The sequence below is a fragment of the Xanthomonas sp. BRIP62418 genome (genome assembly GCF_003993495.1).
Classification (GTDB): Bacteria; Pseudomonadota; Gammaproteobacteria; order Xanthomonadales; family Xanthomonadaceae; genus Xanthomonas; species Xanthomonas euroxanthea.
Map to the genome: position 1 here is coordinate 144,758 of NZ_QEZG01000033.1, position 26,012 is coordinate 170,769.

A 26,012-nucleotide genomic window follows, 5' to 3' on the forward strand; every position below is an offset into this window, starting at 1 on the left:
GAAGGCTTCTGCGTTCTCCCTCTGGTGGCAGTCGATCACGCAGCCAGCCGCAACATTGCAACAGTCTCCGGTCGATCCAGCGCCGCAAGGCGCGGCCCTGTTCGGCGACGAACAGATGCAAGCGCTGGGACAGGCGCTGGCGCAAGCCCATGTGCTGCATACCGGGCCCACGCGCGAGCTGCTGCTGGCGCAGCTCAAATCCAACCAGCGCTCGCTTGGCAGCACCGCTGCACGATTGAGCGAGATGGCGGCCGACGGCATGCAATTGCACCCGGCCGGCGAATGGTTGCTGGACAATTATTATCTGGTCGAAGAACAGATGCGCCTGGCGCGCCAGCATCTTCCGCCCGGTTACAGCCGGCAATTGCCGCGCCTGCGCACGCCCACCTCGGTGGGCCTGCCGCGCGTGTATGAGCTGGGCTTGCAGGTGGTGGCGCATGGCGACGGGCGCGTGGATGTCATCACGCTGAGCCGTTTCATCGCTGCCTACCAGCAGGTGGTGCCACTCAAGCTCGGCGAGCTGTGGGCGATTCCGATCATGTTGCGGCTGGCGCTGATCGACAACCTGCGCCGCATTGCCGACGACATCATGCACGATGGACGCGACAGCAGCCTGGCGGCGCATTGGGCGGCATTGCTCAACACCACTGCCGCCACCCAGCCCAAGGATGTGGTGGTGGTGGTGGCCGACCTGGCACGCTCGCAGCCGCCGGCCACCGGTGCATTCGTGGCCGAGCTGACGCGCGGCATCCAGGGCCGCGGCCCGGTGTTGTCGATGGCCAGCGCCTGGGTGGAGCAATGGCTGGCAAGCGAGGGCCACAGCGTGGAAGGCCTGGTGCACGCCGAAAGCCAGCGCCAGGCAGCCGAGCAGGTGTCGATCAGCAACAGCATCGGTAGCCTGCGGTTCCTGGACGAGATGGATTGGCGCGACTTCGTTGAGGCCATGAGCGTGGTCGAGCAGAGCCTGCGCAAGGATCCGGCCGACGTCTACGCACGCATGGATTTCCATACCCGCGATAGCTACCGGCATGTGGTGGAACAGCTGGCGCAGCGCCTGGAGCGCGACGAGCCGGCCGTGGCCGAGGCGGTGCTGCAGCTGGCCGCGCACGCCGATGCCGCCACGCCGGTGGCCAGCCACGTGGGCTATTACCTGGTGGATGCGGGCTTGCCGCGGCTGCGCGCCGCGCTGCGCGACCCAGCCGCGTCAGGCACGCCGGCGCCACTGCGCCCACGTGCGCGTCGCGTTGCGCTACCGGTCTACCTGTTGCCGATCGCAGCGGTCGCGTTGCTGTGGACCGGCGTGCTGCTGCAGGGCATGAGTGCAGCGCCGCCAATGCTGCGGTGGATCACCGCCGGCATCGCGCTGCTGGCCGCCAGCGAGCTGGGCATTGCGCTGGTCAACTGGGTGGCAACCCTGTGGGTGCGCCCGCGTCCGTTGCCACGCATGGACCTGCGCGCCGGCATTACGCCCGATTGCCGCACGCTGGTGGTGATGCCGAGCATGCTGGCCAACCACGAGGCCATCGACGAGCTGGTCGGCGCGCTGGAGGTGCACTACCTGGCCAACCGCGACGCGCAGCTGTACTTCGCGCTGCTCACCGATTTCCTCGATGCCGGGCAGGCAGTGCTGCCCACAGACATGGCGCTGGTGGCGCATGCGGCGCAGCACATCGACCGGCTCAACGCGGCCTATGCCGATGCGCACGGCGACCGTTTCTTCCTGCTGCACCGCGCACGCCAGTGGAACGCCGGCGAGGGCTGCTGGATGGGCGCAGAGCGCAAGCGCGGCAAGCTGGAGGCGCTCAACCGCCTGCTGTGCGCCGACGACGCGCGGCTGCAGGCAGCCAGCGAATTCCTGCAGGTGCAGGGCGATGTGGCCGCGCTGGTACAGGTGCGCTATGTGATCACGCTCGACAGCGACACCCACCTGCCGCGGGATGCGGCACGCGCGCTGGTCGGGGCGATGTCGCATCCGTTGAATGTGCCGCGCATGGATGCGTCCGGGCAGATCGTCGAGGCCGGTTACGGCATTCTGCAGCCCGGCCTGGGCACCGGCATGAGCGAGGGCGGCGAATCGCGGTTTGCGCGCATGTTCGGCATCGAGCCGGGCATCGACCCGTACACCCGCGTGGTGTCGGACGTGTATCAGGATCTGTTCGGCGAAGGCTCCTTCATCGGCAAGGGCATCTATGCGGTGGCCACCTTCGAGCAGGTGCTGGCCGGCCGCTTCCCCGACAACCGTGTGCTCAGCCATGACCTGCTGGAAGGCTGCTACGTGCGCGCCGGCTTGCTCAGCGACGTGCGGCTGTACGAACGGCATCCGCAACGCTATGCCACCGATGCCAAGCGGCGCGCACGCTGGGTGCGTGGCGACTGGCAGTTGTTGCCATGGCTGTTGCCGTGGGTGCCCGACCGTGGCGGCCGACGCGCGCGCAATCCGCTGTCGTGGTTGTCGCGCGGCAAGTTGCTGGACAACCTGCGCCGCAGCCTGGTGGCACCGGCCGCCTTGGGCTTGTTGGTGATCGGCTGGCTGGTCTCGCCCACCCCGTTGCGCTGGACGCTGTGGCTGCTGGTGCTGTGGTTGCTGCCGGGGCTGTGTTCGGCGCTGTATGCGCTGGCGCATCCGCCCGAGGGCCTGGGACTGCGCCATCACGCGCGCCAGGTCGGGATGGGGCTGCGTCAGCACCTGCTGCGCACCGGCGTGGTGCTGGCCTGCCTGCCATTCGAAGCGGGGCTGCAGCTGTCGGCAATCGCCCGCACGCTGGTGCGGATGACGATCACCCGGCGCCACCTGTTGCAGTGGGCGCCCTCCAGCGAAGTGGAGCGCAGCGCGCGCAGCGGCAATGCCGAGCAACAGCTGATGGCCGGCGCGGCCTGCAGTGCGGCCTTGGTGGTCGCCGCGGTGGCCTGGTGGTCGCCGCTGGCCCTGTGGGCGGCATTGCCGCTGGGGCTGGCGTGGATGGGCGCGCCCTGGTTGATGGCCTGGCTGGGCGAGCAGCCCGCCGCGCCGGTGGCACAGCTGTCGCAGGAGCAGCGCGCCTTCCTGGGTGGATTGTCGCGGCAAACCTGGGCGTTCTTCGAGAGCCATTGCACGGCGCAGCATCATTGGCTGCCGCCGGACAACGTGCAGGAATATCCGGTCACGGTGGTGGCCAACCGCACCTCGCCGACCAATATCGGCCTGGGCCTGCTGGCCAATCTGGCCGCCTACGATCTGGGCTACCTGACGGTGGCCGGCGTGATGACCCGCGTGGCCGATACCCTGGCCACGCTGGAAACGCTGCCGCGCTACCGCGGCCATTTCTACAACTGGTACGACACCGAAACGCTGGTGCCGTTGTTGCCACGCTACGTCTCCACCGTGGACAGCGGCAACCTGGTCGGGCATCTGTTGACGCTGCGGCAAGGGCTGCTGGCGCTGGTGGATGCACCGGCGGTGTCGATGGCCGTATTCGATGGACTGGCCGACATCCTGGGCCTGCTGGCATCGCCAGCACGCACACGCAGCGACGCCGCCACCGAGGCGCTGGACGCGATGGCGCAGAGCGTGCAGCGCATCCGCAGCCAGCCCGCGCCGAACCTGCACCAGGCCGAGCAGGCGCTGGCCCTGCTGCTGGCGCAGAGCCACACGCTCCTGGCGCTGATGCCGGGCAGCGACGACGACGAGCCGTGGCCGCAACGCTTGATCGACAGCTGTGCGGGCGCCCTGGCCGAGGTGGTCCATTGTGCAGGCACGCCTGCCGATACCGATGCGCACGCAACGCAGACGCCTGGCGCCACCGTCGCCACGCTGCGCCAACTCGCCGCCGGCCACCTCACATCTGGCGTACAGACCTGGGCCGCCGCACGCGTGCAGGAGCTGCAACGGCTTGCGCATATCGCCGGGCAACTGGCGCAGATGGACTACGACTTCCTCTACACCCCCGCCCAGCAGTTGCTCTCGATCGGCTACAACGTCGACGACCACCGCCTGGACAGCGGGCATTACGATCTGCTCGCCTCCGAGGCACGCTTAGGGATCTTCGTGGCCATTGCCCAGGGCAAGCTGCCGCAGGACAGCTGGTTCGCACTCGGGCGCACGCTCACCGACACCGGCGCCGAACCGACGCTGCTGTCATGGAGCGGCTCGATGTTCGAGTACCTGATGCCCGATCTGGTGATGCCCAGCTACCCGCAGACGCTGCTGAGCCGCTCGATGCGCGGCGCGGTGCAGGCGCAGATCCGCTACGGCGCCGCGCGCGCGGTGCCGTGGGGCGTGTCCGAATCGGGCTACAACACGGTCGATACGCGGCGCAATTACCAGTACCGCGCCTTTGGCGTGCCCGGCCTGGGGCTCAAGCGCGGCCTGGGCCAGGACCTGGTGATCGCCCCGTATGCCAGCGCCATGGCACTGATGGTCGAACCGGATGCGGCCTGCCGCAACCTGCAGCAGCTGCAGGCGCTGGGATTTGGCGGGCGCTTCGGCTTGTACGAGGCGATCGACTACACCCCGTCGCGGGTGCCGCGTGGCGAACACCACGCGCTGGTGCGCTCGTTCATGTCGCATCACCAGGGCATGGCGCTGCTGGCGCTGGACCACGTGTTGCGCGATGCGCCGATGCAGCGGCGCTTTGTCGCCGACCCGCAGTTCCAGGCCACGCTATTGCTGCTGCAGGAGCGCGCACCGCGCGCCGGTGTGTACGTCAAAGGCCTGGCCGACGCGGCGCAACGCCCGGTGGCCGCCGAGGCGGGCATGGCCTTGCGCATCCATCGCGACCCCAGCCTGGCCCAGCCGGCGCTGCAGTTGCTGTCCAACGGGCGCTACCACGGCATGCTGACCTCGGCCGGCGGTGGCTACAGCCGCGCGCGCGACATGGCGGTGACGCGCTGGCGCGAGGACGGCACCCGCGATCACTGGGGCACGTTCTGCTACCTGCGCGATGTGGACAGCGGCGTGGTGTGGTCGGCCGCGCATCAGCCCACCTGCGTGCCGGTGGAGCGCTACGAGGCGATCTTTTCCGAGGCCAAGGCCGAGTTCAAGGGCAGCCACCAGCGCTACGACAGCCATCTGGAAATCGCCATTTCCGCCGAGGACGACGTGGAACTGCGCCGGCTGCGCATCCGCAACCGCTCGCGGCAGACGCGCGTGATCGAAATCACCACCTATGCCGAAGTGGTGCTGGCACCGGCGCAAGCCGACGAGGCACATCCGGCCTTCAGCAACCTGTTCGTGCAAACCGAGATCCTGGCCGACAAACAGGCGCTGCTGTGCACGCGACGCCCGCGCGGGCATGACGAGGCGCAGCCGTGGATGCTGCACCTGGTGGCCGTGCACGATGCCGATGTGGCGTCGATCTCCTACGAGACCGACCGCGCCGCGTTTGTCGGGCGCGGGCGCAGCACCCGCGATCCGCTGGCGCTGCACGGTCAGGCCAGCCTGTCCGGCGCGGCCGGCTCGGTGCTGGACCCGATCGTGGCGATCCGCTGCCGTATTTCGCTGGCACCGGACCAACAGGCGCAGGTGGACATGGTCTACGGCGTCGGTACCCAGCGCGCGGCCTGCACCGCGTTGATCGACAAGTACCGCGACCGCCGTCTGGCCGATCGCGTGTTCGACCTGGCACTGACCCAGAGCCAGGTCACCCGCCGGCAGATCAATGCCTCGCTGGACGACGCGATGCGCTACGAGCGGCTGGCCGCGCGCGTGCTGTTCGTCGACCCGCAACTGCGCGCCGACAACGAGGTGCTGCTGCACAACCATCGCGGCCAGTCGGCGTTGTGGAGTCACGCCATCTCCGGCGACCTGCCGATCGTGCTGTTGCGCATCACCGACCCGGACAATCTGGAATTGGTGCGCCAGCTGGTGCAGGCGCACGCGTACTGGCGCCTGAAAGGCCTGCGCGCGGATCTGGTGATCTGGAACGAAAGCCAGTCCGGCTATCGGCAGTCGCTGCAGGACGCCATCCTGGGCCTGATCGCCGCCGACCCCGAGGCCAATGTGCTCGACCGCCCCGGCGGCATCTTCGTGCGCGCCATCGAACACATCTCGCAGGAAGACCGCGTGCTGCTGCAGACCGTGGCGCGCGCGATCCTCAGCGATGCCAACGGCAGCCTGGACGCGCAGCTGCAACGCCACCCCAGCGCACGCGCGCTGCCGCCGGCGCTGGAACCCATCCAGCAACTGGACAGCGCCGATTATCCAAGCAGCACGCACGCCGCCTACCTGGACACCACCCTGCAGGCCGCAGCCGAAGAAGCGGTGGTGTTCGACAACGGCCTGGGCGCGTTCGCTGCCGACGGCCGCGAATACCGCATCACCCTGGACCCGGGCACGGCCACGCCGGCGCCCTGGTGCAACGTGATGGCCAATGCGCACTTCGGCACGGTGGTCAGCGACAGCAGCCCCGGTTACAGCTGGGCCGAGAACGCGCACGAATTCCGGCTTACGCCGTGGCACAACGACCCGGTCGGCGATGCCTCCAGCGAGGCGTTCTACCTGCGCGACGAAGACACCGGCCAGGTCTGGTCGCCGATGGCGCTGCCGTGTCGCGGCAACGCGCGCTACACGGTGCGCCACGGGTTCGGTTACAGCGTCTACAGCCATATCGAACACGGCATCGGCAGCGAGCTATGGGTGTTCGTCGATGTGGAACGGCCGATCAAGTTCAGCCATCTGCGGCTGAAGAATCTGTCCGGGCGCCCGCGCCGGCTCAGCGTGACCGGCTATGTGGAATGGGTGCTGGGCGACATCCGCACACGCTCGCAGCTGCATGTGGTCAGCGAGGTGGACCTGGGCAGCAGCGTGCTGACCGCGCGCAACCCGTACAACACCGAGTTCGACGGGCGGGTGGCATTCTTCGATGCCGATGCGCCCAGCCGCAGCATCACCGCAGACCGCAGCGAATTCATCGGGCGCAACGGCAGCCTGGCCGCGCCCGCAGCACTCGGCCGGCAACGCCTGTCCGGGCGCGTGGGTGCCGGCCTGGACCCGTGCGCGGCGATCCAGATTCCGGTGACGCTGGCGGCCGAGCAGAGCTTTGAAACGGTGTTCCGCCTGGGCGCGGCGGTGGATCGCGACACCGCGCTGACACTGGCACGCCAGAGCCGCGGCGTCGCTGCCGCGCAAGCCGCCTTGCTGGCGGTGCGCGCGCACTGGCAGCAGGTGCTGGGCAGCGTGCAGGTGCGCACGCCCGACCCGGCGGTGGACCTGCTGGCCAACGGCTGGCTGCTCTACCAGACCATCGCCTGCCGGTTCCTGGCACGCAGCGGCTACTACCAGTCCGGTGGCGCCTACGGGTTCCGCGACCAGCTGCAGGACAGCATGGCGATGGTGCACGCGCAGCCGGCGCTGGCCCGCGCGCATCTGCTGCGCTGTGCTGCGCATCAGTTTGCGCAGGGCGATGTGCAGCATTGGTGGCACCCGCCGCAGGACCGCGGCGTGCGCACGCAGTGCTCGGACGATTTTCTGTGGTTGCCGCAGGCGCTGTGCCGTTATCTGGAGGTCACTGCAGATGCCAGCGTGCTGGACGAGCGGGTGAGCTTCATCGACGGGCGCGCCCTCAAGCCCGACGAGGAATCGTATTACGACCTGCCGCAGATCACCGGCAACGTGCAGTCGCTATACGCGCACTGCGTGCTCGCCCTGCAGCGCGGCATGGCACGGCTGGGCGAGCGCGGCCTGCCGCTGATCGGCAGTGGCGACTGGAACGACGGCATGAACCGGGTCGGCAAGGACGGCAAGGGCGAAAGCGTGTGGCTGGGCTTTTTCCTCTACGACGCCTTGTTGCGCTTTTCCGCCGTGGCCACACAGCGCGACGATGCAGCCTTCGCGGCAACCTGCCGCACGCAGGCGCAGGCGTTGCGCACCGCGCTGGAGCAGCACGCCTGGGACGGGCAGTGGTACCGGCGGGCCTGGTTCGACGACGGCACGCCGCTGGGTTCGAGCGATTCGGACGAATGCCGCATCGATTCGCTGTCGCAGAGCTGGGCGGTGCTGTCCGGGGCGATGGATCCGGCACGCAGTGCACAGGCGATGGAGGCGATGCACCAGCAGCTGGTGGATGCGGACGCCGGTATCGTCAAGCTGCTGGTGCCCCCGTTCGACCGCACCGGGCATGACCCGGGCTATATCCGTGGTTACGTCCCCGGCGTGCGCGAGAACGGTGGCCAGTACACGCATGCGGCGGTGTGGGCGACGATGGCCTTTGCCCACCGCGGCGACAGCGCGCGCGCCTGGCAACTGGCCGGCCTGATCAACCCGATCCACCACGCCCGCGACGCGGCCGGCATGCAACGCTACAAGGCCGAGCCCTATGTGCTGGCCGCCGATGTCTACGCGGTGGCACCGCACGCCGGCCGCGGCGGCTGGAGCTGGTATACCGGCGCGGCCGGCTGGATGTACCGGCTGCTGACCGAATCGCTGCTCGGCCTGCAGCGCCACGGCGAGCGCATGCACATCGTGCCGTGCATCCCGGCCGGCTGGCCGGGCTACCAGCTGCGCTATCGCTTCGGCAGCAGCACCTATGTCATCGACGTCACCCAACGCCCGGGCATCGAGGCACGGCTGGAGATCGACGGCGTGACACAGGCCGAGCTGGCTTTCACCCTGGTTGACGACGGCGCGGTTCACGCTGTGGCACTGGACTGGCCGGCGGACGCGACATGAGCACACGCAGACATACCCATACCAGCCACCAACTCGCCGACCTGGGCAAGATGCTGTCGGTCTGGCCGCAGCGGGTGCGCGACCCCAGCCAGTTCTGGCCGCAATTCGATGCCTTGGCCAAAGGCATTCTCGACGAGGCGGACCAGGCGGACCTGCAGCGGGTGCAGCGCCGCCTGCGGCAGCTGCTGCACCGCCATGGCCTGACGCGCACGCAATAAGCGCGCCGGCAATCTCCACGGCGGCGGCTCGGTGGCGGCATCCATGCCGCCACACGGTCCCGCAACCGGCAAGGGCACCGCACCAGACAATTCGTCGACACTCATCTGAAAGCGTCTGTCGTGTGGTGTGAATCAGGCGTGGGGCCGATGCTTCATGGTCGAACGAGACGCATCCAGCACTGCTCTTCCATGCACACCGACCATCTCGACAGGTCCTTGCCCGCTCACCGTCGCGGGACCTTACGCGGCATGGATGCCGCGTAAGAGCCTACAAGGACGTACTTGCGGCGTGTCCTGCGATGGTGGGCGGGCAAGGGCCCTGCAGCCAAGCGCCAGATCGACTGCTCTACCGCTGATCCATCCGTCCCTTCCAAGCCCTCGATACACAACATACAAAGCAGCCGAGACCTGCATCGGTGTGATTATTTAGTCGCGACCGGATGCTCGAATCAAAAGCTTGGTGCGTCGAGGGCGCGGTGCGCATCAGACGTGGAGTTGATGCTTCACGATCGAACAAGGCGCACCCAGCACTGCTCTTACTTTGCATACCGACCACCTCGACTGGTCCTTGCCCGCTCACCGTCGCGGGACCCTGAGCGGCATGGATGCCGCGCCGGAGCCTACATGGACGTACTTGCGGCGTGTCCTGCGATGGTGGGCGGGCAAGGGCCGCGCAGCAAACTCGCAGCGTCGAGAGCGCGGTGCGCATCAGACGTGGAGCCGATGCTTCACGATTGAACAAGGCGCACCCAGCACTGCTCTTACTTTGCGTATCGACCCTCTCGACGGGTCCTTGCCCGCTCACCGTCGCGGGACCCTGAGCGGCATGGATGCCTTGCCGGAGCCTACATGGACGTACTTGCGGCGTGTCCTGCGATGGTGGGCGGGCAAGGGCCCTGCAGCCACAGCTGCCGCATACAGCACTCGATGCCGTCATGATCGACTGCGCGCAGCCAGCACGCTTAGACTCCGCGTTTGCACCTGCCAAGGCCGCTGGTGATCGATCTCAATGACATTGCGCTGTACGTGCAGGTCGTGCGCAGCGGCAGTTTTGCCGAGGCCGCGCGCCGCCTGGGCACCGCGCCCAACAGCGTCAGCCGGCGCGTGCAGCAGCTGGAAGCGCAGCTGGACACGCGCCTGATGCAACGCTCCACCCGCAAGCTCACCCTGACCGATGCCGGGCAGGCCTTTTACGAACGTTGCGCCGACGCGGTGGACGGGCTGACCTCTGCCGGGCAGAGCCTGGTGGCAGGTGGCGAGGAAGCGGCCGGCCTGGTGCGGGTGGCGGCGCCGGCGGATTTCCTGGATTTCTTCCGCGTTGAATGGGTGGGCGAATTTCTCGCCGCGCATCCGCGCGTGCGCCTGGAATTCGTGCTCAGCGACGCCAAGGCCGACCTGATCGCCGAGCGCATCGATGTGGCCTTCCGGGGCGGTGTGGTGACGGACCTGGGCTATGTCGGCCGCCAGATCCTGGCCGACACCAACGATGTGCTGGTGGCCAGCCCCGGCTACCTGCAGGCACGCGGCAGGCCGCTGCGGCTGGATGAATTGCCGCGGCACGACTGCCTCAGTTTCCCGCATCCGAGCGGGTACGCCACCTGGACCCTGGTCGGCCCGTCCGGGCTTGCCGAAGACGTCCAGGTGCAGGCGCGCATGGCTGCCACCACCGCGCGCGCGTTGCGGCTTGCGGCGGTGGCCGGGCTCGGCATCGCGTTGTTGCCGCAGGCGCTCACCTGGCCCGATATCCACGAAGGTCGCCTGACCGTGGTGTTGCCGGATTTTCAACGCAAGGGCCAGAGCCTGTACGCGCTGTATCCAAGCCGGCACCATCTGCCGCGCGCGGTGTCGGCGTTCATCCAGGCCGTGACGACGCGATTGAATGCGGCTGAATGCAAAGAGGTAACTGGCTTGGCGAACAGCGTCGCCATGCCGGGCGTGCGGTGAGCGTGGCGATGCGGAGTGCGGCGGTTTCAACGCCTTGATTCGATTAAGTCTCCGCACCGAGCATGCGCGCGAAATGTGGTCCATCCAGCGGCACGCTCTCCGCTCGATGCAGTGTCGGCACGTGTGAAAGATCGGCACCGCGCAAACCGATGACATGATCGCCAGCGCGGGCGATGCCCCCCGGCACGCATCACCCGCCACATCACTCAGGCAGCAAGCCCATCGATCTGCTGCTGGGCGCTGGCAATCCCCGCCTGGCGGGCGTCTGCGCCAGTGGCCAGGCCTTCGGCCACGATGACCTCGGGGGCGTGCACGCCGACAAAGCCCAGCGCGGTGCGCATGTAGCTCTCTGCATGCTCCAGCGATGCCATCGGCGAGCCGGCGCCATAGAAGCCGCCACGCGCCACCAGCAGGATCACGCGCTTGTTGCCGGCCAGCCCTTCGGGCACGCCCTGCGCGTTGTAGCGGAAGGTCTTGCCGGCCACCAGCACCCGATCGATCCAGGCCTTGAGCTGGGTCGGGATGGTGAAGTTGTACAGCGCCACGCCGATCACCACGGTGTCCGCGTCCAGGAACTCCTGTAGCACCGCCGCACTGGTGGCAAGTTCAGCGGCCAGTGCCGGGCTCTGGTCGCCGGTGGGATTCTGCTGGGCCGCCAGATGCGCGCCGGACAGATGCGCCAGCGGCTCGGCGGCCAGATCGCGGTAGGTCACCGCGATATCGCTGTTGCCGGACTGCAACTTTGCGACGGTGGCCGCCGAGAGCTGACGGCTGGCCGAGTAAGCGCCGAGGATGCTGGAATCGAGATGGAGCAGTTTCATGTCGGTACCTTTGGAAACGTGTGGGAGGTGAGGGGTCCGGCGACGCGTGGCGCAGGCGCACACGCATCGACGTGGTGGAGGTGGTGATTGAGATGAGCTGCCGAAGGCGCGCCGGTTGGGAGGTCTACCGCCCTGGGAAGCGTCGGCAGTGCGTCGGTGTGGCTGGCAATCGGTGCGCTGTGCGCCGGCCCCACGGCATGCATGGCCGGCCGCTGGCGTCGGGCTCAGGCCAGGCGGCCGCGCGCGCGCAACTGCTCGCCGATGCGGCGGATTTCCGCCTCCCCCTGCGCCAGCGTGGCCTCGCTGGTGTGCACCGAGTAGTGGCCCATCACCAGCTCGTGCGGATGCTTGACCGCCGAGCCCAGCACGAAGGAGGTCGCCCCCACCGCCACCACCTCGATGGCCTGCTCGGCATCCTTGAACACCGCCATCTGGCCGCTGCCGATGGTCTCGGCCGCTTCCAGCTGGCCGCCGTGCACCGCGATCCAGGCCACCGTGTGACCGGCCGGCGGCACATAGCGCCAGGTCTCGCCGCCGCGCAGCTGCACGCCCAGGTAGGTCATGTCGGCCGGCGCCGGGATCCTGCTTTCCAGCGCGCCGTAGCGACCCAGCAGCACCCGCACCGGGCCGGCTACCGGCACATCGTCGGGCGACAGATACAGGCTTTGCGCCGGGGCATTTTCTTCGCTGGCGGGCAAGGCGACCCACAGCTGGAAGCCCTTAACCGTGGCCTGGCCGGCCAGCCCGCCGTCGTGCCAGACGCCGTTGCCGGCACGCATCCACTCCACCCCGCCGGTCGGCAGGACGCCCTGTTCGCCGGTGGAATCTTCGTAGCCCAGCTGGCCACTCATCAGGTAGGTGAGCGTGGCAATGCCCGAATGCGGGTGCATCCCCATCGGCGCACCGCCGATCGACGGCTCGACGGTGAACAGGTCCAGGAACACGAACGGCTTGACCAGCTGGCCCAGGTCGCCCGGGCTCATCAGCCGGGTGATCGGGCCGCGGGTGCTGCCGCGGGTGCGGAACACCACCGGGCGCGGCGCGCCCAGCACGCTGGGCGTGTGCTGCGGCTGAGCGGTGTCGGCGGTCGCCAGTTGTGCGTGCATGCCAGATCTCATTGCGGCGGTGGTGGGGCGCGCGGCCCCGTGAGGCACACAGTAAAGATCCGCCGATTGATGGACTAGCCGGAAGATGTGGAGTGGAGTCGTCCAGAAATCGCAGTAATCGCAGGCGGGCACTGCGGGGCACGCAACAAGGGCCCGGCGCGGCGCCCCGGGCAGCGGCAGGCATGGTGCGTCTGGCACCGCGCCTGCGGCGCAGTCTTCATGCCACGCCAACAACGGGTTCTTCACGCTTGCCACATTCTTCCGCTGGAGACCCCCGATGATCCGCACCCTCGCCCCGCTCGCTGCCGTGTTGTTGCTCTCGGCCTGTGCCTCCAACCAGGTTGCGCAGGTGCAGCCCATCGATGGGGCCATCTCCGGCCAGTGCCATATCGACAAGGTGCGCGGCGCGGTCGGCCTGGCCGCTGCAGCGCAGACCATCGAACGGGCGCGTGTGGACAGCGACAGCCTGCAGGTCAGCGTGCGCCGCGGCGAACGCGCTACCGGCGGCACCACTGCCAGCGGCCTGGCCGACCCGGCACAGGGCGCCAGCGAAAGCGGCGGCGATCACCTCACCGTCGAGACCGGCCCGAACAACAACATCACCGCGATCTACTGCGGCTAAGACTGGCCCCCGGCATCGTGGCCGCCCCACCTCGGGCGGCCACGCGTAGCGCGCAGGCACCACGTTGCCTGCAACTGCCGGACCACGCCCAGACCCCACGCTGGCGAACCGGCCAACCACACCGCTGAGCGCTATCCCATGGGCTGACGGAACTGGCGTTGGTCCCAGCCGCCGGTGCGGCAGGCGGCAGCATGCAGCCAATCGTCGCCACTGTGCTGATCACGCTTCAGTGGATCAGCAACATGTTCGATGCGGCGGCCGGATGCAGGCATCGCCTTGGTCGGCGCCATGGCAGCTCCCCAGGGATCGGCGCTCAGCGCGATCGCGCTGCCGGCCGTGGCGGCTGATCTCGCCCGGCCTGCAGTCCATTGCCAACACCGCACGCCGGATGACGACGCCAGACCATCGTGCGATGCACGCGTCAATTGGACAGTGCGTGCAAATCGCCTGGATGCGCGCGTGCCTGCACACCCGAGCATGACCTGCCAGTTGTCCGGCATGGTGCGCAGCGGCGCGCCATCGCCGCTGCTGTCGGTGCGCAGCATCTGCATGATTGACGCGCTGTGCCCACCGCGCAGTTTGGCTGTCGCCCGCCTGTGCGATGCAGGCGTTCGTGCAAGCGCGGCGCACTGCACCAGGCCATCGCCTGCAGCGACGATCACCCAGACACCTGCTCTTTGATGACGTCATCAGTGCAGTGCCAACGTGGCCTTGCCATGGCGCCAATGCTGATAAGAACCTGAACTCTCGTGGCCGATTCGCAGTCAGGACAGACGGCGGACAGCGTCTTGCTTTAGCCTTGTTTTTCGCACGATCGCGCATTTGCACCGATATGCGCAGCTACGGTTTGAACGAACTCTTTCAATGTTGTGAGGATAGATGGCTCGTTCGTATATGACGTCGTTTTTTCGCGAATGGCTCACCGCACCCTGCTCCGTTGCCGCGATACTCCCCTCCGGACGCGCACTCGCCTCCGTCATCACATCCGAGTTGTCGGAACAGACCGGCCGCGTTCTCGAACTCGGGCCGGGCACCGGCGTGTTCACTCAGGCAATGATCGACAAGGGCGTGCGGGAAAAGAACCTCATCCTGCTCGAATACAACGCCACCTTCTCCGCGTTGCTCAGGCAGCGCTTTCCACACGCACGCTTGCTGCAGATGGATGTTGCCGATCTCGAATCGGTACCCCGCATCGATGGAGCCTGCGTCGATGCCGTGGTCTGCGGCCTTGGCTTGTTGAACATGCCGGCGCATCAGGTGGCCGCGATCCTGCGTGGCGCCTTCCTGCAGTTGAAGCCCGGCGGCCGGCTGTACTTGTTTACCTACGGATTCAAGTGCTCGGTTCCGGCGCAGATACTCGACGCGCTGGATCTGGAGGCCGTCAGGATCGGGCGCACCTACCGTAACGTGCCGCCTGCGACGACCTACCGCATCCAGCATCGCGCCTGTCGACGATAGCCTCAGGCCGATGCTGCACGGCGCGGGCGCGCCCCGGCCGCCTTGCGAGGTTTGCTGCTGGTCTTGCCTGGCTTGCTGCGCGAGTCGGTCAGAAAGCGCAGCGTGGCCGCTTCCCACTGGCGCTCGCCGCGCACGCCGGTGGCCATGGCCTGCAAGTGGCCGGCACGCCAGCCTTCGAACACGCATGGGTCGATGTAGGCCTTGCGGCATACCGAGGGCGTGTTGCCCAGCGCGTTGGCCACTTCGCGAATGACGTCGTTCTGCACCTGGGTCAGCGCGCGTTCGCTCATGCGCTCGGGCAGTGGCAGGCGTGCCAGCCGTTGCAGCGCGGCCAGCGTGCCGCCCCAGGTGCGGAAATCCTTGGCGGTGAAATCCTCGCCCATCGCTTCGCGCAGGTAGTCGTTGACCTCGCCCGAATCCACCGGTTGCAGCTGGCCGTCGTCATCGCGGTACTGGAACAGCGATTGCCCGGGCAATTGCTGGCATTCGCGGATCAGTTTGACCAGCTGCTTGTCGTCCACCTCGATATCGTGATCCTGGCCGCTCTTGCCGCGGAACTTCAGCCGCGCACGTCCGCCGCGCAGGAATTCCATATGCCGGTTGCGCAAGGTGGTCAGCCCGTAGGAACGATTGCTGCGCGCATATTCGGCGTTGCCCACGCGCACCAGGGTGTCGGCCAGCAACGCCACCACGATCGCCAGCACCTTCTCGCGCGGAAAGCCCGGCAGGACCAGATCGCGACGCAGCCGGCGGCGCAGCTTGGGCAACGCCTGGCCGAAGGCGATCACCCGTTCGAACTTGCCTTCGCCACGCACCTGCGCCCAATCGGCGTGGTAGCGGTACTGCTTGCGCCGGCGCGCATCGCGCCCGGTGGCCTGCAGATGGCCGTTGGGCTTGGCGCAGATCCACACCTCGGTATATGCCGGCGGAATGGCCAGGGCGCGGATGCGCTGCAAGGTCTCCGCATCGGCCACGCGCTGCCCGTCTGCGCTGCGGTAACTGAAGCTCTTGCCGGCCTTGCGGCGGCTGATGCCGGGCTGCTGATCGTTGACGTAGGTGAGCCCGGCCGCGCGCGCGGTGGCCTTGGCCTGCGCGACCGCGGCCACGCTCGCCACCGCGGCCGTGGCGGCCACCGCGCCGGCGGCAACGGAGGCCAGCTTGCCGGCCGCACTGGCGGTGGCTGCGGCATTGCGAAGAACACGTTTGGCTTTCATTGCGCACGGATCGAAGGACAGGCGCCGATTGTTGGGCCGGGCGGGACTAGGCCGCGTCAACGCTGCGACAACGCCATGTGGGCAAGCGATGCCCGCGAGCGGGTTTTCTGCTTATGCTTGGGCATCCCCTCACTGTGCTGGAGTTATCGATGCGCGCTGTCCTGCCTACCGCCCGCCTGGCTTGTACCTTGGTCGTGCTGGCGGCATTGAGTGCCTGCGGCTCGCCGCAACCGGACGAGCAGGAAGCCGTCTCCGCCAAGGCGCAGCAAGCCGCCGAACAAGCCGCCGCGCCGGCGCCGGCCGCCGCGCCCGAGGCGCCGCCGATCGGCAGCTGCGATGCCACCCAGGTGCAGTCGCTGGTGGGCCAGGCGCTGACCGACGCGGTGAGCGAACAGGCCCGCACCGATGCCGGCGCCAAATCGGTGCGCGTGCTCAAACCCGGCCAGATGACCACGATGGAGTTCAACGGCGAGCGGCTCAACCTGGAAGTGGATGCCAAGAACGTGATCGCCTCGGTGCGTTGCGGCTGAGCGCCACCTGGCGCCTGTTGGCGAACAGGCGCCGAGCCAGCTGGCACAAGGCCTCGCGGCCGCCCTCGTTGCAGCTGTAACGGTGTATTGCGGCACCGCATCAACTGTGGTCTAGTCGATTATCCGGTGACCTCTTCGAAACGCTCCACGGATCGAGCGCTGCAACGTCGTCGCCGCTCTCCCAGATCGCAAAGAGGCAGACATGGCCCCCCGCACTCGCCAAGGGCTCAACGACTACGGTCTCTACAACAGCGCGCGCGATGAGCGCGACGCCTGTGGTTTTGGCATGGTCGCCCAGTTGGACGACCAACCATCCCGCTCGCTGGTGGACACCGCGATTGCGGCACTCTCGCGCATGACCCACCGCGGCGGCGTGGCGGCCGACGGGCTCACCGGCGATGGCTGCGGTCTGCTGATCCGCAAACCCGATGCGTTCCTGCGCGGGCTGGCGCGCGATGCCGGCATCACCGTGGGCACGCGCTACGCGGCCGGCGTGGTGTTCCTGCCGCTGGACGAGAGCGATGCGGCGCGCTGCCGTACCGAACTGGAAACCCAGCTGCACGCCGCCGGTGTGCAGTTCCGCGGCTGGCGCGTGGTACCCACCGACGACAGCGTGTGCGGCCAGCTGGCGCGCGACACCTTGCCGCGCATCGAGCAGGTCTTCGTCGATGCCGGTGCCGAACAGAGCGAGGACGGCTTCACCCTGGCGCTGTTTCTGGCGCGCCGCCGCGCCGAGCAGGTGCTGCGCGAGGTGGCGGACTTCTATGTCACCACCCTGTCGCCCAACGGCATCAGCTACAAGGGCATGGTGCTGCCGGACAAGCTGAGCACGTTCTACCCGGACCTGCAGCGCAGCGACCTGTCCTCCAGCGCAATCGTGTTCCACCAGCGCTTTTCCACCAATACGCTGCCGCGCTGGCCGCTGGCGCATCCGTTCCGCCTGCTCGCCCACAACGGCGAGATCAACACCATCGAAGGCAATCGCCGCTGGGCGCAGGCGCGCAGCAAGGTGTGGCAGACCCCGCGCTTCGATATCGCGCAGTTCGACCCGGTGATCTCCATGCACGGCTCCGATTCGCAGAGCCTGGACAACATGCTGGAGCTGCTGATCGCCGGTGGCATGGACCTGCTGCAGGCGCTGCGCATCCTGGTACCGCCGGCGACCCAGTCGCTGGAGTTCAAGGACGCCGACCTGGCTGCGTTCTATGAGTTCTACGGCCTCAACACCGAGCCCTGGGATGGCCCGGCCGGCATCGTCGCCTGCGACGGCCGCTATGCCGCCTGCATGCTCGACCGCAACGGGCTGCGCCCGGCGCGCTGGATGCTGACCTCCGACCGCCATTTCCTGGTGGCCTCCGAGGCCGGCGTGTGGAAACTGCCGGCCGAGCGCATCACCCGCAAGGGCAAGCTGGGCCCGGGCGAGATGATGGCGATCGATCTCAAGCGCGGCGACCTGCTCGATTCGGACGCCATCGACCGCATCAACCGTGCGCGCGCACCCTACAAGCAATGGCTGCAGCAGGGCGTGACCTACCTGCAGACCGAACTGATCGACCCCTCGCTGGTGGAAGAACCCTTCAGCGAGCAGACCCTGCGCAGCTACCACAAGCTGTTCCAGCTCAGCACCGAGGAAGTGGAGCAGATCCTGCGCCCGCTGGCCGAGACCGAGCAGGAAGCCACCGGCTCGATGGGCGACGACACCCCGATGGCGGTGCTCAGCCGCCAGACCCGGCCGCTGTACGACTACTTCCGCCAGGCCTTCGCGCAGGTCACCAACCCGCCGATCGACCCGCTGCGCGAAGGCATCGCGATGTCGCTCACCACCCAGCTCGGCAAGGAAACCAACATCTTCCATGCCGGCGCGGAGACGGTGAACCACGTCATCCTCAACTCGCCGGTACTCAGCCAGCGCAAGCTGCGCCAGCTGCTGAAGATGGAGCAGTACGTCGAGCGCAACCGCCTGATCGACCTGTCCTACAGCGTGGAGGAAGGCCTCAAGGCCGGCCTGGAACGCATCTGCCAGGAAGTGGAAGCGGCCGCGCGCGCCGGTGCGGTGATGCTGTTGCTGTCGGACCGCTACCCGGTGCCGGACCGGCCGATGGCGCATGCGCTGCTGGCCACCGGCGCGGTGCATCACCACCTGTGCAAGGTGGGCCTGCGCTGCGACGTCAACCTGATCATCGAGACCGGCACCGCGCGCGATGCGCACCACATGGCCTGCCTGCTCGGCTTCGGCGCTACCGCGGTGTATCCGTACCTGGCCTACCAGACGCTGTTCGACCTGGGCCGGCGCGGCATCCTGCAGCTGAGCAAGGGCGGCGAGCAGTCGCAGATCGGCCGCCGCTACCGCAAGGGCATCTACAAGGGCCTGTCCAAGATCATCTCCAAGATGGGCATCTGCACCATCGCCAGCTACCGCGGCGCGCAGTTGTTCGAGATCGTCGGGCTGGACCCGGACGTGGTGGAGCTGTGCTTTGCCGAAACGCCCGCCCGCATCGGCGGCGTGGGCCTGGCGCGGCTGGACACCGAGGCGCGCGAGCTCACCGCACGCGCCTGGAACGACCAGCTCAAGCCGGAAGTGGGCGGCCTGCTCAAGTACGTGCACGGCGGCGAGTACCACATGTACAACCCGGACGTGGTCATGACGCTGCAGCGCGCCACCCGCACCGGCGATGCCGGCGACTGGCAGAAGTACGTCGACGCGGTACATGCGCGCCCGGCCTCCACGCTGCGTGATCTGGTCCAGCTCAAGCGTGCCGCCACCCCGACCCCGCTGGACGAGGTCGCCCCCGCGGCCGATGTGCTGCGCCGCTTCGACACCGCCGCGATCAGCCTGGGCGCGCTGTCGCCCGAGGCGCACGAAGCACTGGCCATTGCGATGAACCGCCTGGGCGGGCGCAGCAATTCCGGCGAAGGCGGCGAAGACCCGGCCCGCTACGGCACCGAGAAGCGCTCCAAGATCAAGCAGGTGGCCTCGGGCCGTTTCGGCGTGACCCCGGAATACCTGGTCAACGCCGAAGTGCTGCAGATCAAGGTCGCCCAGGGCGCCAAGCCCGGCGAAGGCGGCCAGCTGCCCGGCCACAAGGTCAACGAGCTGATCGCGCGGCTGCGCTACGCCAAGCCCGGCATCGGCCTGATCAGCCCGCCGCCGCACCACGACATCTACTCGATCGAGGACCTGGCCCAGCTGATCTACGACCTCAAGCAGGTCAATCCGACCGCGCTGGTCTCGGTGAAGCTGGTCGCGCATGCCGGCGTCGGCACCATTGCCGCCGGCGTGGTCAAGGCCGGCGCCGACCTGATCACCGTGTCCGGCCATGACGGCGGCACCGGGGCCAGCCCGGTCAGCTCGATCCGCTATGCCGGCGTGCCGTGGGAACTGGGCGTGGCCGAGTCGCACCAGGCGCTGGTGGCCAACGACCTGCGCGAGCGCACCATCCTGCAGACCGACGGCGGCCTGAAGACCGGCCTGGACGTGGTCAAGGCCGCGCTGCTGGGTGCGGACAGCTTCGGCTTCGGCACCGCGCCGATGATCGTGCTGGGCTGCAAGTACCTGCGCATCTGCCACCTCAACAACTGCGCCACCGGCGTGGCCACCCAGGACGAGCGCCTGCGCGCGAACTACTTCACCGGCCTGCCCGAGCGCGTGGAGCATTTCTTCCGTCTGCTGGCCGAGGAAGTGCGCCAGTGGCTGTCCTACCTGGGCGTGCGGTCGCTGGACGACATCGTCGGCCGCACCGACCTGCTCGAACAGCTGGAGGTCTCGCCGCGTGCCGGGGTCAAGGTCGATCTGTCGCGCCTGCTCACCCATGCGCGCTACGACGGCAGCCATTGCGCGGCCCAGCGCCTGTACGAATCGCCCGACAGCCTGGCCACGCAGATGGACGGCCTGCTGGCCGATGCGATCGCCAACAAGACCGGCGGCGACCATCGCTTCCTGATCCACAACACCGACCGCTCGATCGGCGCACGCCTGTCCGGCGCCATCGCGCGCGTGCACGGCAACCACGGCATGAGCGATGCGCCGTTGAACCTGCGCTTCCGCGGCACCGCCGGGCAGAGCTTTGGCGCATTCAACGCCGGTGGCCTGCAGCTGGAGCTGGAAGGCGAAGCCAACGACTATGTCGGCAAGGGCATGGCCGGCGGCCGGCTGGTGGTGCGTCCGCCGCGCGGTGCGCGCTTCGAGGCGCGCAGCACGCCGATCGTGGGCAACACCTGCCTGTACGGCGCCACCGGCGGCGAGCTGTTCGCGGCCGGCCGCGCCGGCGAGCGCTTTGCGGTGCGCAACTCCGGTGCGCTGGCGGTGGTGGAAGGCGCAGGCGACCACTGCTGCGAATACATGACCGACGGCGTGGTGCTGGTGCTGGGCAAGGTCGGCCTGAACTTCGGCGCCGGCTTCACCGGCGGGCTGGCCTATGTGCTGGATATCGAACGCGACTTCGTGGACCGCTACAACCACGAGCTGATCGACATCCACCGCGTCTCCGCCGAGGGCTTCGAGAACCATCGCCAGCACCTGCACACCCTGATCAGCCGCCACCGCGAACTGACCGGCAGCATCTGGGCGCAGCAGATCCTGGACGAGTTCCGCGACTACATCGGCAAGTTCTGGCTGGTCAAACCCAAGGCCGCCAGCATCGAGTCGCTGACCGAGTCGCTACGGCGCGCCGCCTAGTCGTGCTCCCCTCTCCCGCTCGCGGGAGAGGGGTCGGGGGTGAGGGCCGGTGGCCCGCAACCCTCATCCGCCCCTTCGGGGCACCTTCTCCCGCACGCGGGAGAAGGGAATCAGCCACGGATTTCTTTTATGAGCCGCAAGCAAGCCTTCCAATTCCTCGACCTGCCCCGGACCATGCCCACGCGCATTCCGGTGGAGCTGCGTACCTCCGGTGACTGGGGCGAGCTGTACGGCAAGTTCGACAAGGCCGACGCGCAGTACCAGTCCGGCCGTTGCCTGGACTGCGGCAATCCGTATTGCAGCTGGAAATGCCCGGTGCACAACGCCATCCCGCAGTGGCTGCAGCTGGTGCAGGAAAACCGCATCGAAGAAGCCGCCGCGCTGTGCCATTCCACCAACCCGCTGCCGGAAGTGTGCGGGCGGGTGTGTCCGCAGGATCGCCTGTGCGAAGGCAGCTGCACGCTGGAGGAATTCGGCGCGGTCACCATCGGCGCGGTGGAAAAATACATCGTCGATACCGCGTTCAAGATGGGCTGGCGCCCGGACCTGGGCAATGTGCAGCCGAGCGGCTGGCGGGTAGCGGTGATCGGCGCCGGCCCGGCCGGCCTGTCCTGCGCGGACCGCCTGGTGCGTGCCGGGATCGAGGCGGTGGTCTACGACCGCTACGAGCAGATCGGCGGGCTGCTGCAGTTCGGCATCCCCAGCTTCAAGCTGGACAAGTCGGTGATCGGCAAGCGCCGCGAGATTCTCGAAGGCATGGGCGTGCAGTTCCGCCTGGGCGTGGAAGTGGGCCGCGACATCAGCATCGAGCAGTTGCTGGGCGAATACGACGCGGTGTTCCTGGGCACCGGCGCCTACCGCTACACCGATGGCGGGCTGCCCGGGCAGGACCTGAAGAATGTGCTGCCGGCGTTGCCGTTCCTGGTGCAGAACAGCCGCATCGTCAGCGGCAACGACCCGCACGGCCGGCCGATCGCCGGCTGGGAAGACCAGATGGCGCTGCCCGATCTCAACGGCAAGCGCGTGGTGGTGCTGGGCGGCGGCGACACCGGCATGGACTGCGTGCGCAGCGCGATCCGCCTGGGCGCGGCCAAGGTCACCTGCGCGTACCGCCGCGACGAGGCCAGCATGCCGGGCTCGGCGCGCGAGGTCGCCAACGCGCGCGAGGAAGGCGTGCGTTTCCTGTTCAACCGGCAGCCGCTGTCGATCGAATCCGGCGCCGACGACGAGGCCATCGGCGTCACCGTGGTGGAGACCAGGCTCGGCGACCCCGATGCCAGCGGGCGTCGCAACGCGGTGCCGGTGGAAGGCAGCGAATCGCTGCTGGAAGCGGACGTAGTGATCATCGCGTTCGGCTTCTCGCCGACCCTGCCCGACTGGCTGGCCTCGCAGGGCGTGGAAGCCGGCAGCAACGGCCGCATCGTCGCACCGGCCGATGACAACGGCCGCCTGCCCTACCAGACCAGCAACCCGCGCCTGTTCGCCGGTGGCGACTGCGTGCGTGGCGCCGACCTGGTGGTCACCGCCGTGGCCGAAGGCCGCGACGCGGCCGGCAGCATCGTGCAGCTGCTGGGCGTCAAGGCGCAGGTCAAGGAACCGGCCGCCGCCTGAGTGTGGCCAGCGCGTGGGCTCGGTGCCCGGCGCTGGCTGTCGCGTTGCCTCCAGGCAAGCCGCATGCGGCCTGCGCGGCAAGACTGGATGACGCTGCGCGTTGCAGCGTATCCACGGCGCGGGAAAGCGCCCGCATGCGCGACGCAGTAATCGCCTGCGCCTGGCGCAAGGCCAGGCGCGCACCTGCCTGCCACGCCGCCGGACGCCTCTAGGCGCCTCCAGGCGCCTCCAGGCGCAAGCCAGCTTCGCCTCCGCACGGGCGTGTCCGGTCCGACCCGCAGCGCGCGACGAACACACCACGTGGCTCCGCCATTGGCCTCGCGCTCAGCACGCGCCGGCCGGTGCGCGGTGGCGGCAGACGCAAGCGTCCGGCCGCCATTTGACGCGCTGCACGCACGCCAGCGCCCGCAATCGGCATGCCCGCAGGGCTGCCGCGATCTGCAGCCTCGACGATTGCACCCCCTGTGGAAGTGTGATTTAAGTCACATATCTTCTGCCGCCATGTAGCACCGGCCCAATCAATCACCCCCGACGCGCAGGACGTTCTGCGCCGACCTGGAGGTGCCGGGCAGTGACGGCAGTCGGTTCCATCCCGGGTGCGGGCAACGCCGCCGCCGTGGACTCCAGACCTCGTTCACGTGTCGCCGCGCCACGCGGCGGCGAAGCCGTGGGCCTCACCAAGGAAGCAACCTTATGACGCAGCAACTCGCTACCAGCCAACATGGACGCGACGACTGGGTGGACTGGCTCCGCGGCGCCAGCGTATTGATGGTGATCGTGCTGCACGCCTATGGCTTCGCCTTCGATGCCTACCCGGAACTGCGCGGCGGCGCGACCGAGCAAGCCAGTGCCCTGATGCTGTCCATTGAGCACCTCAACCGCTCGCTGGCACCGCTGCGCATGCAGCTGATGTTCCTGCTGTCGGGCCTGTTCGTCGCGCGCGGGCTGGACAAGGGCATCGCACCCTACCTTGGCGGCAAGCTGCGGCACGTGCTGTACCCGTACCTGCTCTGGTCGGTGCTGATCTTCGCCCTGCGCGAGGCAGGCTCGGTGCTGGCCAAGGCCGAACCCATCGCCTGGCTGGATCTGGGCAAGATCGCGGTCGGCAACGTGGCGCTGACCTGGTTCCTGTTCTACCTGTTCGTGTTCCTGGTGCTGATGCCCTTGCTGCGTCGGCTGCCGCCGCCATTGGTGCTGGCCGCGACCGTGCTGGGCTCGGTCTGCCTGGGTCCGCTGCTGCGCCAGGGCGCAGATCCGTTCTATTACTTTGCGTTCTTCTACATCGGCACGCTGCTGGCCGGCCGGGTGCCGGCACTGCTGCGGCAGGCGCCGCGCTGGATCTGGCCGCTGTCGTGCCTGAGCCTGTGCGCCATCGTGCTGATCGCCAATCTCACCGCGCTGCATGGCATCTGGATCGGCTACCTGCCGCTGGTGGTGATCGCGCTGCCACTGCTGGTCGCTGTGGCGATGTGGGCGAACCGGCAACCGGCCGCGCAGGCGATCCGCTATGTGGGCCGCAACTCGGTGGTGTTCTACCTGAGCCACTTTCCGCCCTTCATAGTGCTGGCCTATCTGCTGCCGCGCTGGATCGACGAGGGAGCGGTGCTGTTCTTTGCCTTGCTGGGGGTCGGCGTACTGGTCCCGGCCGTGCTGTGCCTGCTGCGCGTGCCCGGCCGCCTGCCTGCGCTGAACCTGCTGTTCTCCGCACCGATGCCGGTCCGCCGCCCACGCAGCGCGTTGCCTGCCGTCGGCACGCTGCACGGCTCACCGGTGTCCGCCTAGTGGGCATGCGTGCCGATGGTGCCGCTCACCGGCGCCATCGATCCAACTGATACGACCGATGTCGTGCGGTCACGCACCACCTGCAGTGCAAAACCCCAGGTGATGCGCGCGAGCATCACCTAGGGCCGAGCGCAGCGCCGGCAAACGCCCTGCCGCCCTGTGACAAGGCGGCAGGTCGGGCCATCAGGCCGCCTTGTCCAGCGTGGCCATGTCGATCACGAAGCGGTACTTCACGTCGCTCTTGAGCATGCGCTCATAGGCCTCGTTGATCTGATCGGCGCGGATGGTTTCGATGTCCGAGACGATGTTGTGCTTGGCGCAGAAATCCAGCATCTCCTGGGTCTGGCGAATGCCGCCGATCAATGAACCGGCCAGCGTGCGGCGCTTCATGATCAGGTTGAACACGCTCGGCGACGGGTGCGATTCCTCGGGCACGCCCACCAGCACCATCGCCCCGTCACGCTTGAGCGCATTGAGGAACGGGTCCAGGTTGTGCGGCGCGGCCACGGTGTTGAGGATGAAATCCAGCGTGTTGGTCTGCGCGGCCATCTGCGCCTCGTCCCGGGAGATCACCACTTCGCTGGCGCCCAGGCGCAGCGCATCGGCGCGCTTGCTCTCGGAGGTGGTGAACAGCACCACCGTGGCGCCCATCGCCTTGGCGATCTTCACCGCCATGTGGCCCAGGCCGCCCAGACCGACCACGCCCACCTTCTGACCGGGACCGACCTTCCAGTGCGCCAGCGGCGAATAGGTGGTGATGCCGGCGCACAGCAACGGGGCAACGGCGGCCAGGTTGTCGCTGTGCGAGATGCGCAGCACGTACTTCTGATCGACCACGATGTGGTCCGAATAGCCGCCGTAGGTGTTCTCGCCACCCCCGAACATCGGACCGTTATAGGTGCCGGTGAAGCCCTGCTCGCAATACTGCTCTTCGCCTTCCTGGCAGGACGCGCAGCTGCGGCAGCTGTCGACCATGCAGCCGACACCGGCCAGGTCGCCGACCTTGAAGCCGGTGACCGCATCACCGACCGCAGTGACGCGGCCGACGATCTCGTGGCCGGGCACCGACGGGTAGCGTGTGTTCTGCCATTCGTTGCGTGCGGTATGCAGATCCGAGTGACACACGCCGCAGTAGGCAATATCGATCTGCACATCGTTGGGGCCGGGCGCGCGTCGTTCGAACACGAATGGTGCAAGCGGCTGATCGGCAGTGTGTGCGGCGTAAGCGTGGGCTTGGCTCATGGGAAAGACTCCGGGATGTGACGTCCCCCGCGACAGTGCGGACGACAAAAGAAATCGGGTTGTAGCTTAAGACAGGCGCCTGTCGCACTCCTGCGACAGTGCGTCTTGCCTGTCGGGTTGCGGACGCGACCGCAGCGGCATGGTG

The 26,012-nt window shown here is 68.0% G+C and carries 14 protein-coding genes; 9 read left to right on the forward strand and 5 right to left on the reverse strand.

Annotated elements, in window-relative coordinates; translation table 11 throughout:
- The first annotated feature begins 115 nt into the window (after window positions 1-115).
- From EO174_RS08280 to EO174_RS08300, 3 genes are all read left to right on the forward strand, one after another.
- Window positions 116-8,644 carry a glycoside hydrolase family 94 protein gene (locus EO174_RS08280; protein ID WP_206515058.1) on the forward strand — a complete coding sequence of 2,843 codons (8,529 nt, stop codon included), beginning with the start codon at window positions 116-118 and terminating at the stop codon, window positions 8,642-8,644.
- On the forward strand, window positions 8,641-8,862 hold the full coding sequence (locus tag EO174_RS08285; protein ID WP_115675521.1) for a hypothetical protein: 222 nt from the start codon (window positions 8,641-8,643) through the stop codon (window positions 8,860-8,862). The genes EO174_RS08280 and EO174_RS08285 overlap by 4 nt, the downstream gene beginning before the upstream one ends.
- Before the next feature lie 996 nt (window positions 8,863-9,858).
- Complete coding sequence (locus EO174_RS08300; protein ID WP_104650095.1) at window positions 9,859-10,806, forward strand: LysR family transcriptional regulator; 948 nt, start codon at window positions 9,859-9,861, stop codon at window positions 10,804-10,806.
- Between the two features lie 206 nt (window positions 10,807-11,012).
- Here the strand turns inward: EO174_RS08300 and EO174_RS08305 are convergent, their stop codons facing one another.
- Together EO174_RS08305 and EO174_RS08310 are read right to left on the reverse strand one after the other, a co-directional pair.
- Window positions 11,013-11,627, reverse strand: a complete 615-nt coding sequence (locus tag EO174_RS08305) for an NAD(P)H-dependent oxidoreductase (RefSeq protein WP_104650094.1) — start codon at window positions 11,625-11,627, stop codon at window positions 11,013-11,015.
- Between the two features lie 224 nt (window positions 11,628-11,851).
- Window positions 11,852-12,733, reverse strand: a complete 882-nt coding sequence (locus tag EO174_RS08310; RefSeq protein ID WP_126943708.1) for a pirin family protein — start codon at window positions 12,731-12,733, stop codon at window positions 11,852-11,854.
- A gap of 277 nt (window positions 12,734-13,010) precedes the next feature.
- Here EO174_RS08310 and EO174_RS08315 point away from each other — a divergent pair, with 277 nt between their 5' ends.
- Complete coding sequence (locus tag EO174_RS08315; RefSeq protein WP_016901594.1) at window positions 13,011-13,355, forward strand: hypothetical protein; 345 nt, start codon at window positions 13,011-13,013, stop codon at window positions 13,353-13,355.
- Window positions 13,356-13,486: 131 nt separating this feature from the next.
- Here the strand turns inward: EO174_RS08315 and EO174_RS22900 are convergent, their stop codons facing one another.
- Window positions 13,487-13,900, reverse strand: a complete 414-nt coding sequence (locus tag EO174_RS22900; RefSeq protein ID WP_164740138.1) for a hypothetical protein — start codon at window positions 13,898-13,900, stop codon at window positions 13,487-13,489.
- 349 nt (window positions 13,901-14,249) lie between these two features.
- Here EO174_RS22900 and EO174_RS08325 point away from each other — a divergent pair, with 349 nt between their 5' ends.
- Window positions 14,250-14,813 (forward strand): methyltransferase domain-containing protein, encoded by a 564-nt coding sequence (locus tag EO174_RS08325; RefSeq protein WP_232099144.1) that lies wholly within the window; start codon window positions 14,250-14,252, stop codon window positions 14,811-14,813.
- A gap of 2 nt (window positions 14,814-14,815) precedes the next feature.
- Here EO174_RS08325 and EO174_RS08330 read toward each other — a convergent pair whose 3' ends face one another.
- Window positions 14,816-16,117 (reverse strand): DNA topoisomerase IB, encoded by a 1,302-nt coding sequence (locus EO174_RS08330; RefSeq protein ID WP_235858406.1) that lies wholly within the window; start codon window positions 16,115-16,117, stop codon window positions 14,816-14,818.
- A gap of 59 nt (window positions 16,118-16,176) precedes the next feature.
- Here EO174_RS08330 and EO174_RS08335 point away from each other — a divergent pair, with 59 nt between their 5' ends.
- The 4 genes from EO174_RS08335 to EO174_RS08350 all read left to right on the forward strand — a co-directional run bounded on the left by EO174_RS08335 (window position 16,177) and on the right by EO174_RS08350 (window position 24,625).
- Window positions 16,177-16,557, forward strand: coding sequence for an I78 family peptidase inhibitor (locus EO174_RS08335; protein WP_104586236.1), 381 nt, complete (start codon window positions 16,177-16,179; stop codon window positions 16,555-16,557).
- Window positions 16,558-16,759: 202 nt separating this feature from the next.
- Window positions 16,760-21,232, forward strand: coding sequence for a glutamate synthase large subunit (gene gltB, locus EO174_RS08340; protein ID WP_126943714.1), 4,473 nt, complete (start codon window positions 16,760-16,762; stop codon window positions 21,230-21,232).
- 129 nt (window positions 21,233-21,361) lie between these two features.
- Window positions 21,362-22,843 (forward strand): FAD-dependent oxidoreductase, encoded by a 1,482-nt coding sequence (locus tag EO174_RS08345; RefSeq protein WP_115675515.1) that lies wholly within the window; start codon window positions 21,362-21,364, stop codon window positions 22,841-22,843.
- A 693-nt stretch (window positions 22,844-23,536) separates the two neighbouring features.
- Window positions 23,537-24,625 (forward strand): acyltransferase, encoded by a 1,089-nt coding sequence (locus EO174_RS08350; protein WP_115675514.1) that lies wholly within the window; start codon window positions 23,537-23,539, stop codon window positions 24,623-24,625.
- 183 nt (window positions 24,626-24,808) lie between these two features.
- Here the strand turns inward: EO174_RS08350 and EO174_RS08355 are convergent, their stop codons facing one another.
- Window positions 24,809-25,867: an NAD(P)-dependent alcohol dehydrogenase gene (locus tag EO174_RS08355; protein WP_104586240.1), complete on the reverse strand. Its 1,059-nt coding sequence runs from the start codon at window positions 25,865-25,867 to the stop codon at window positions 24,809-24,811.
- Window positions 25,868-26,012: the final 145 nt, after the last annotated feature.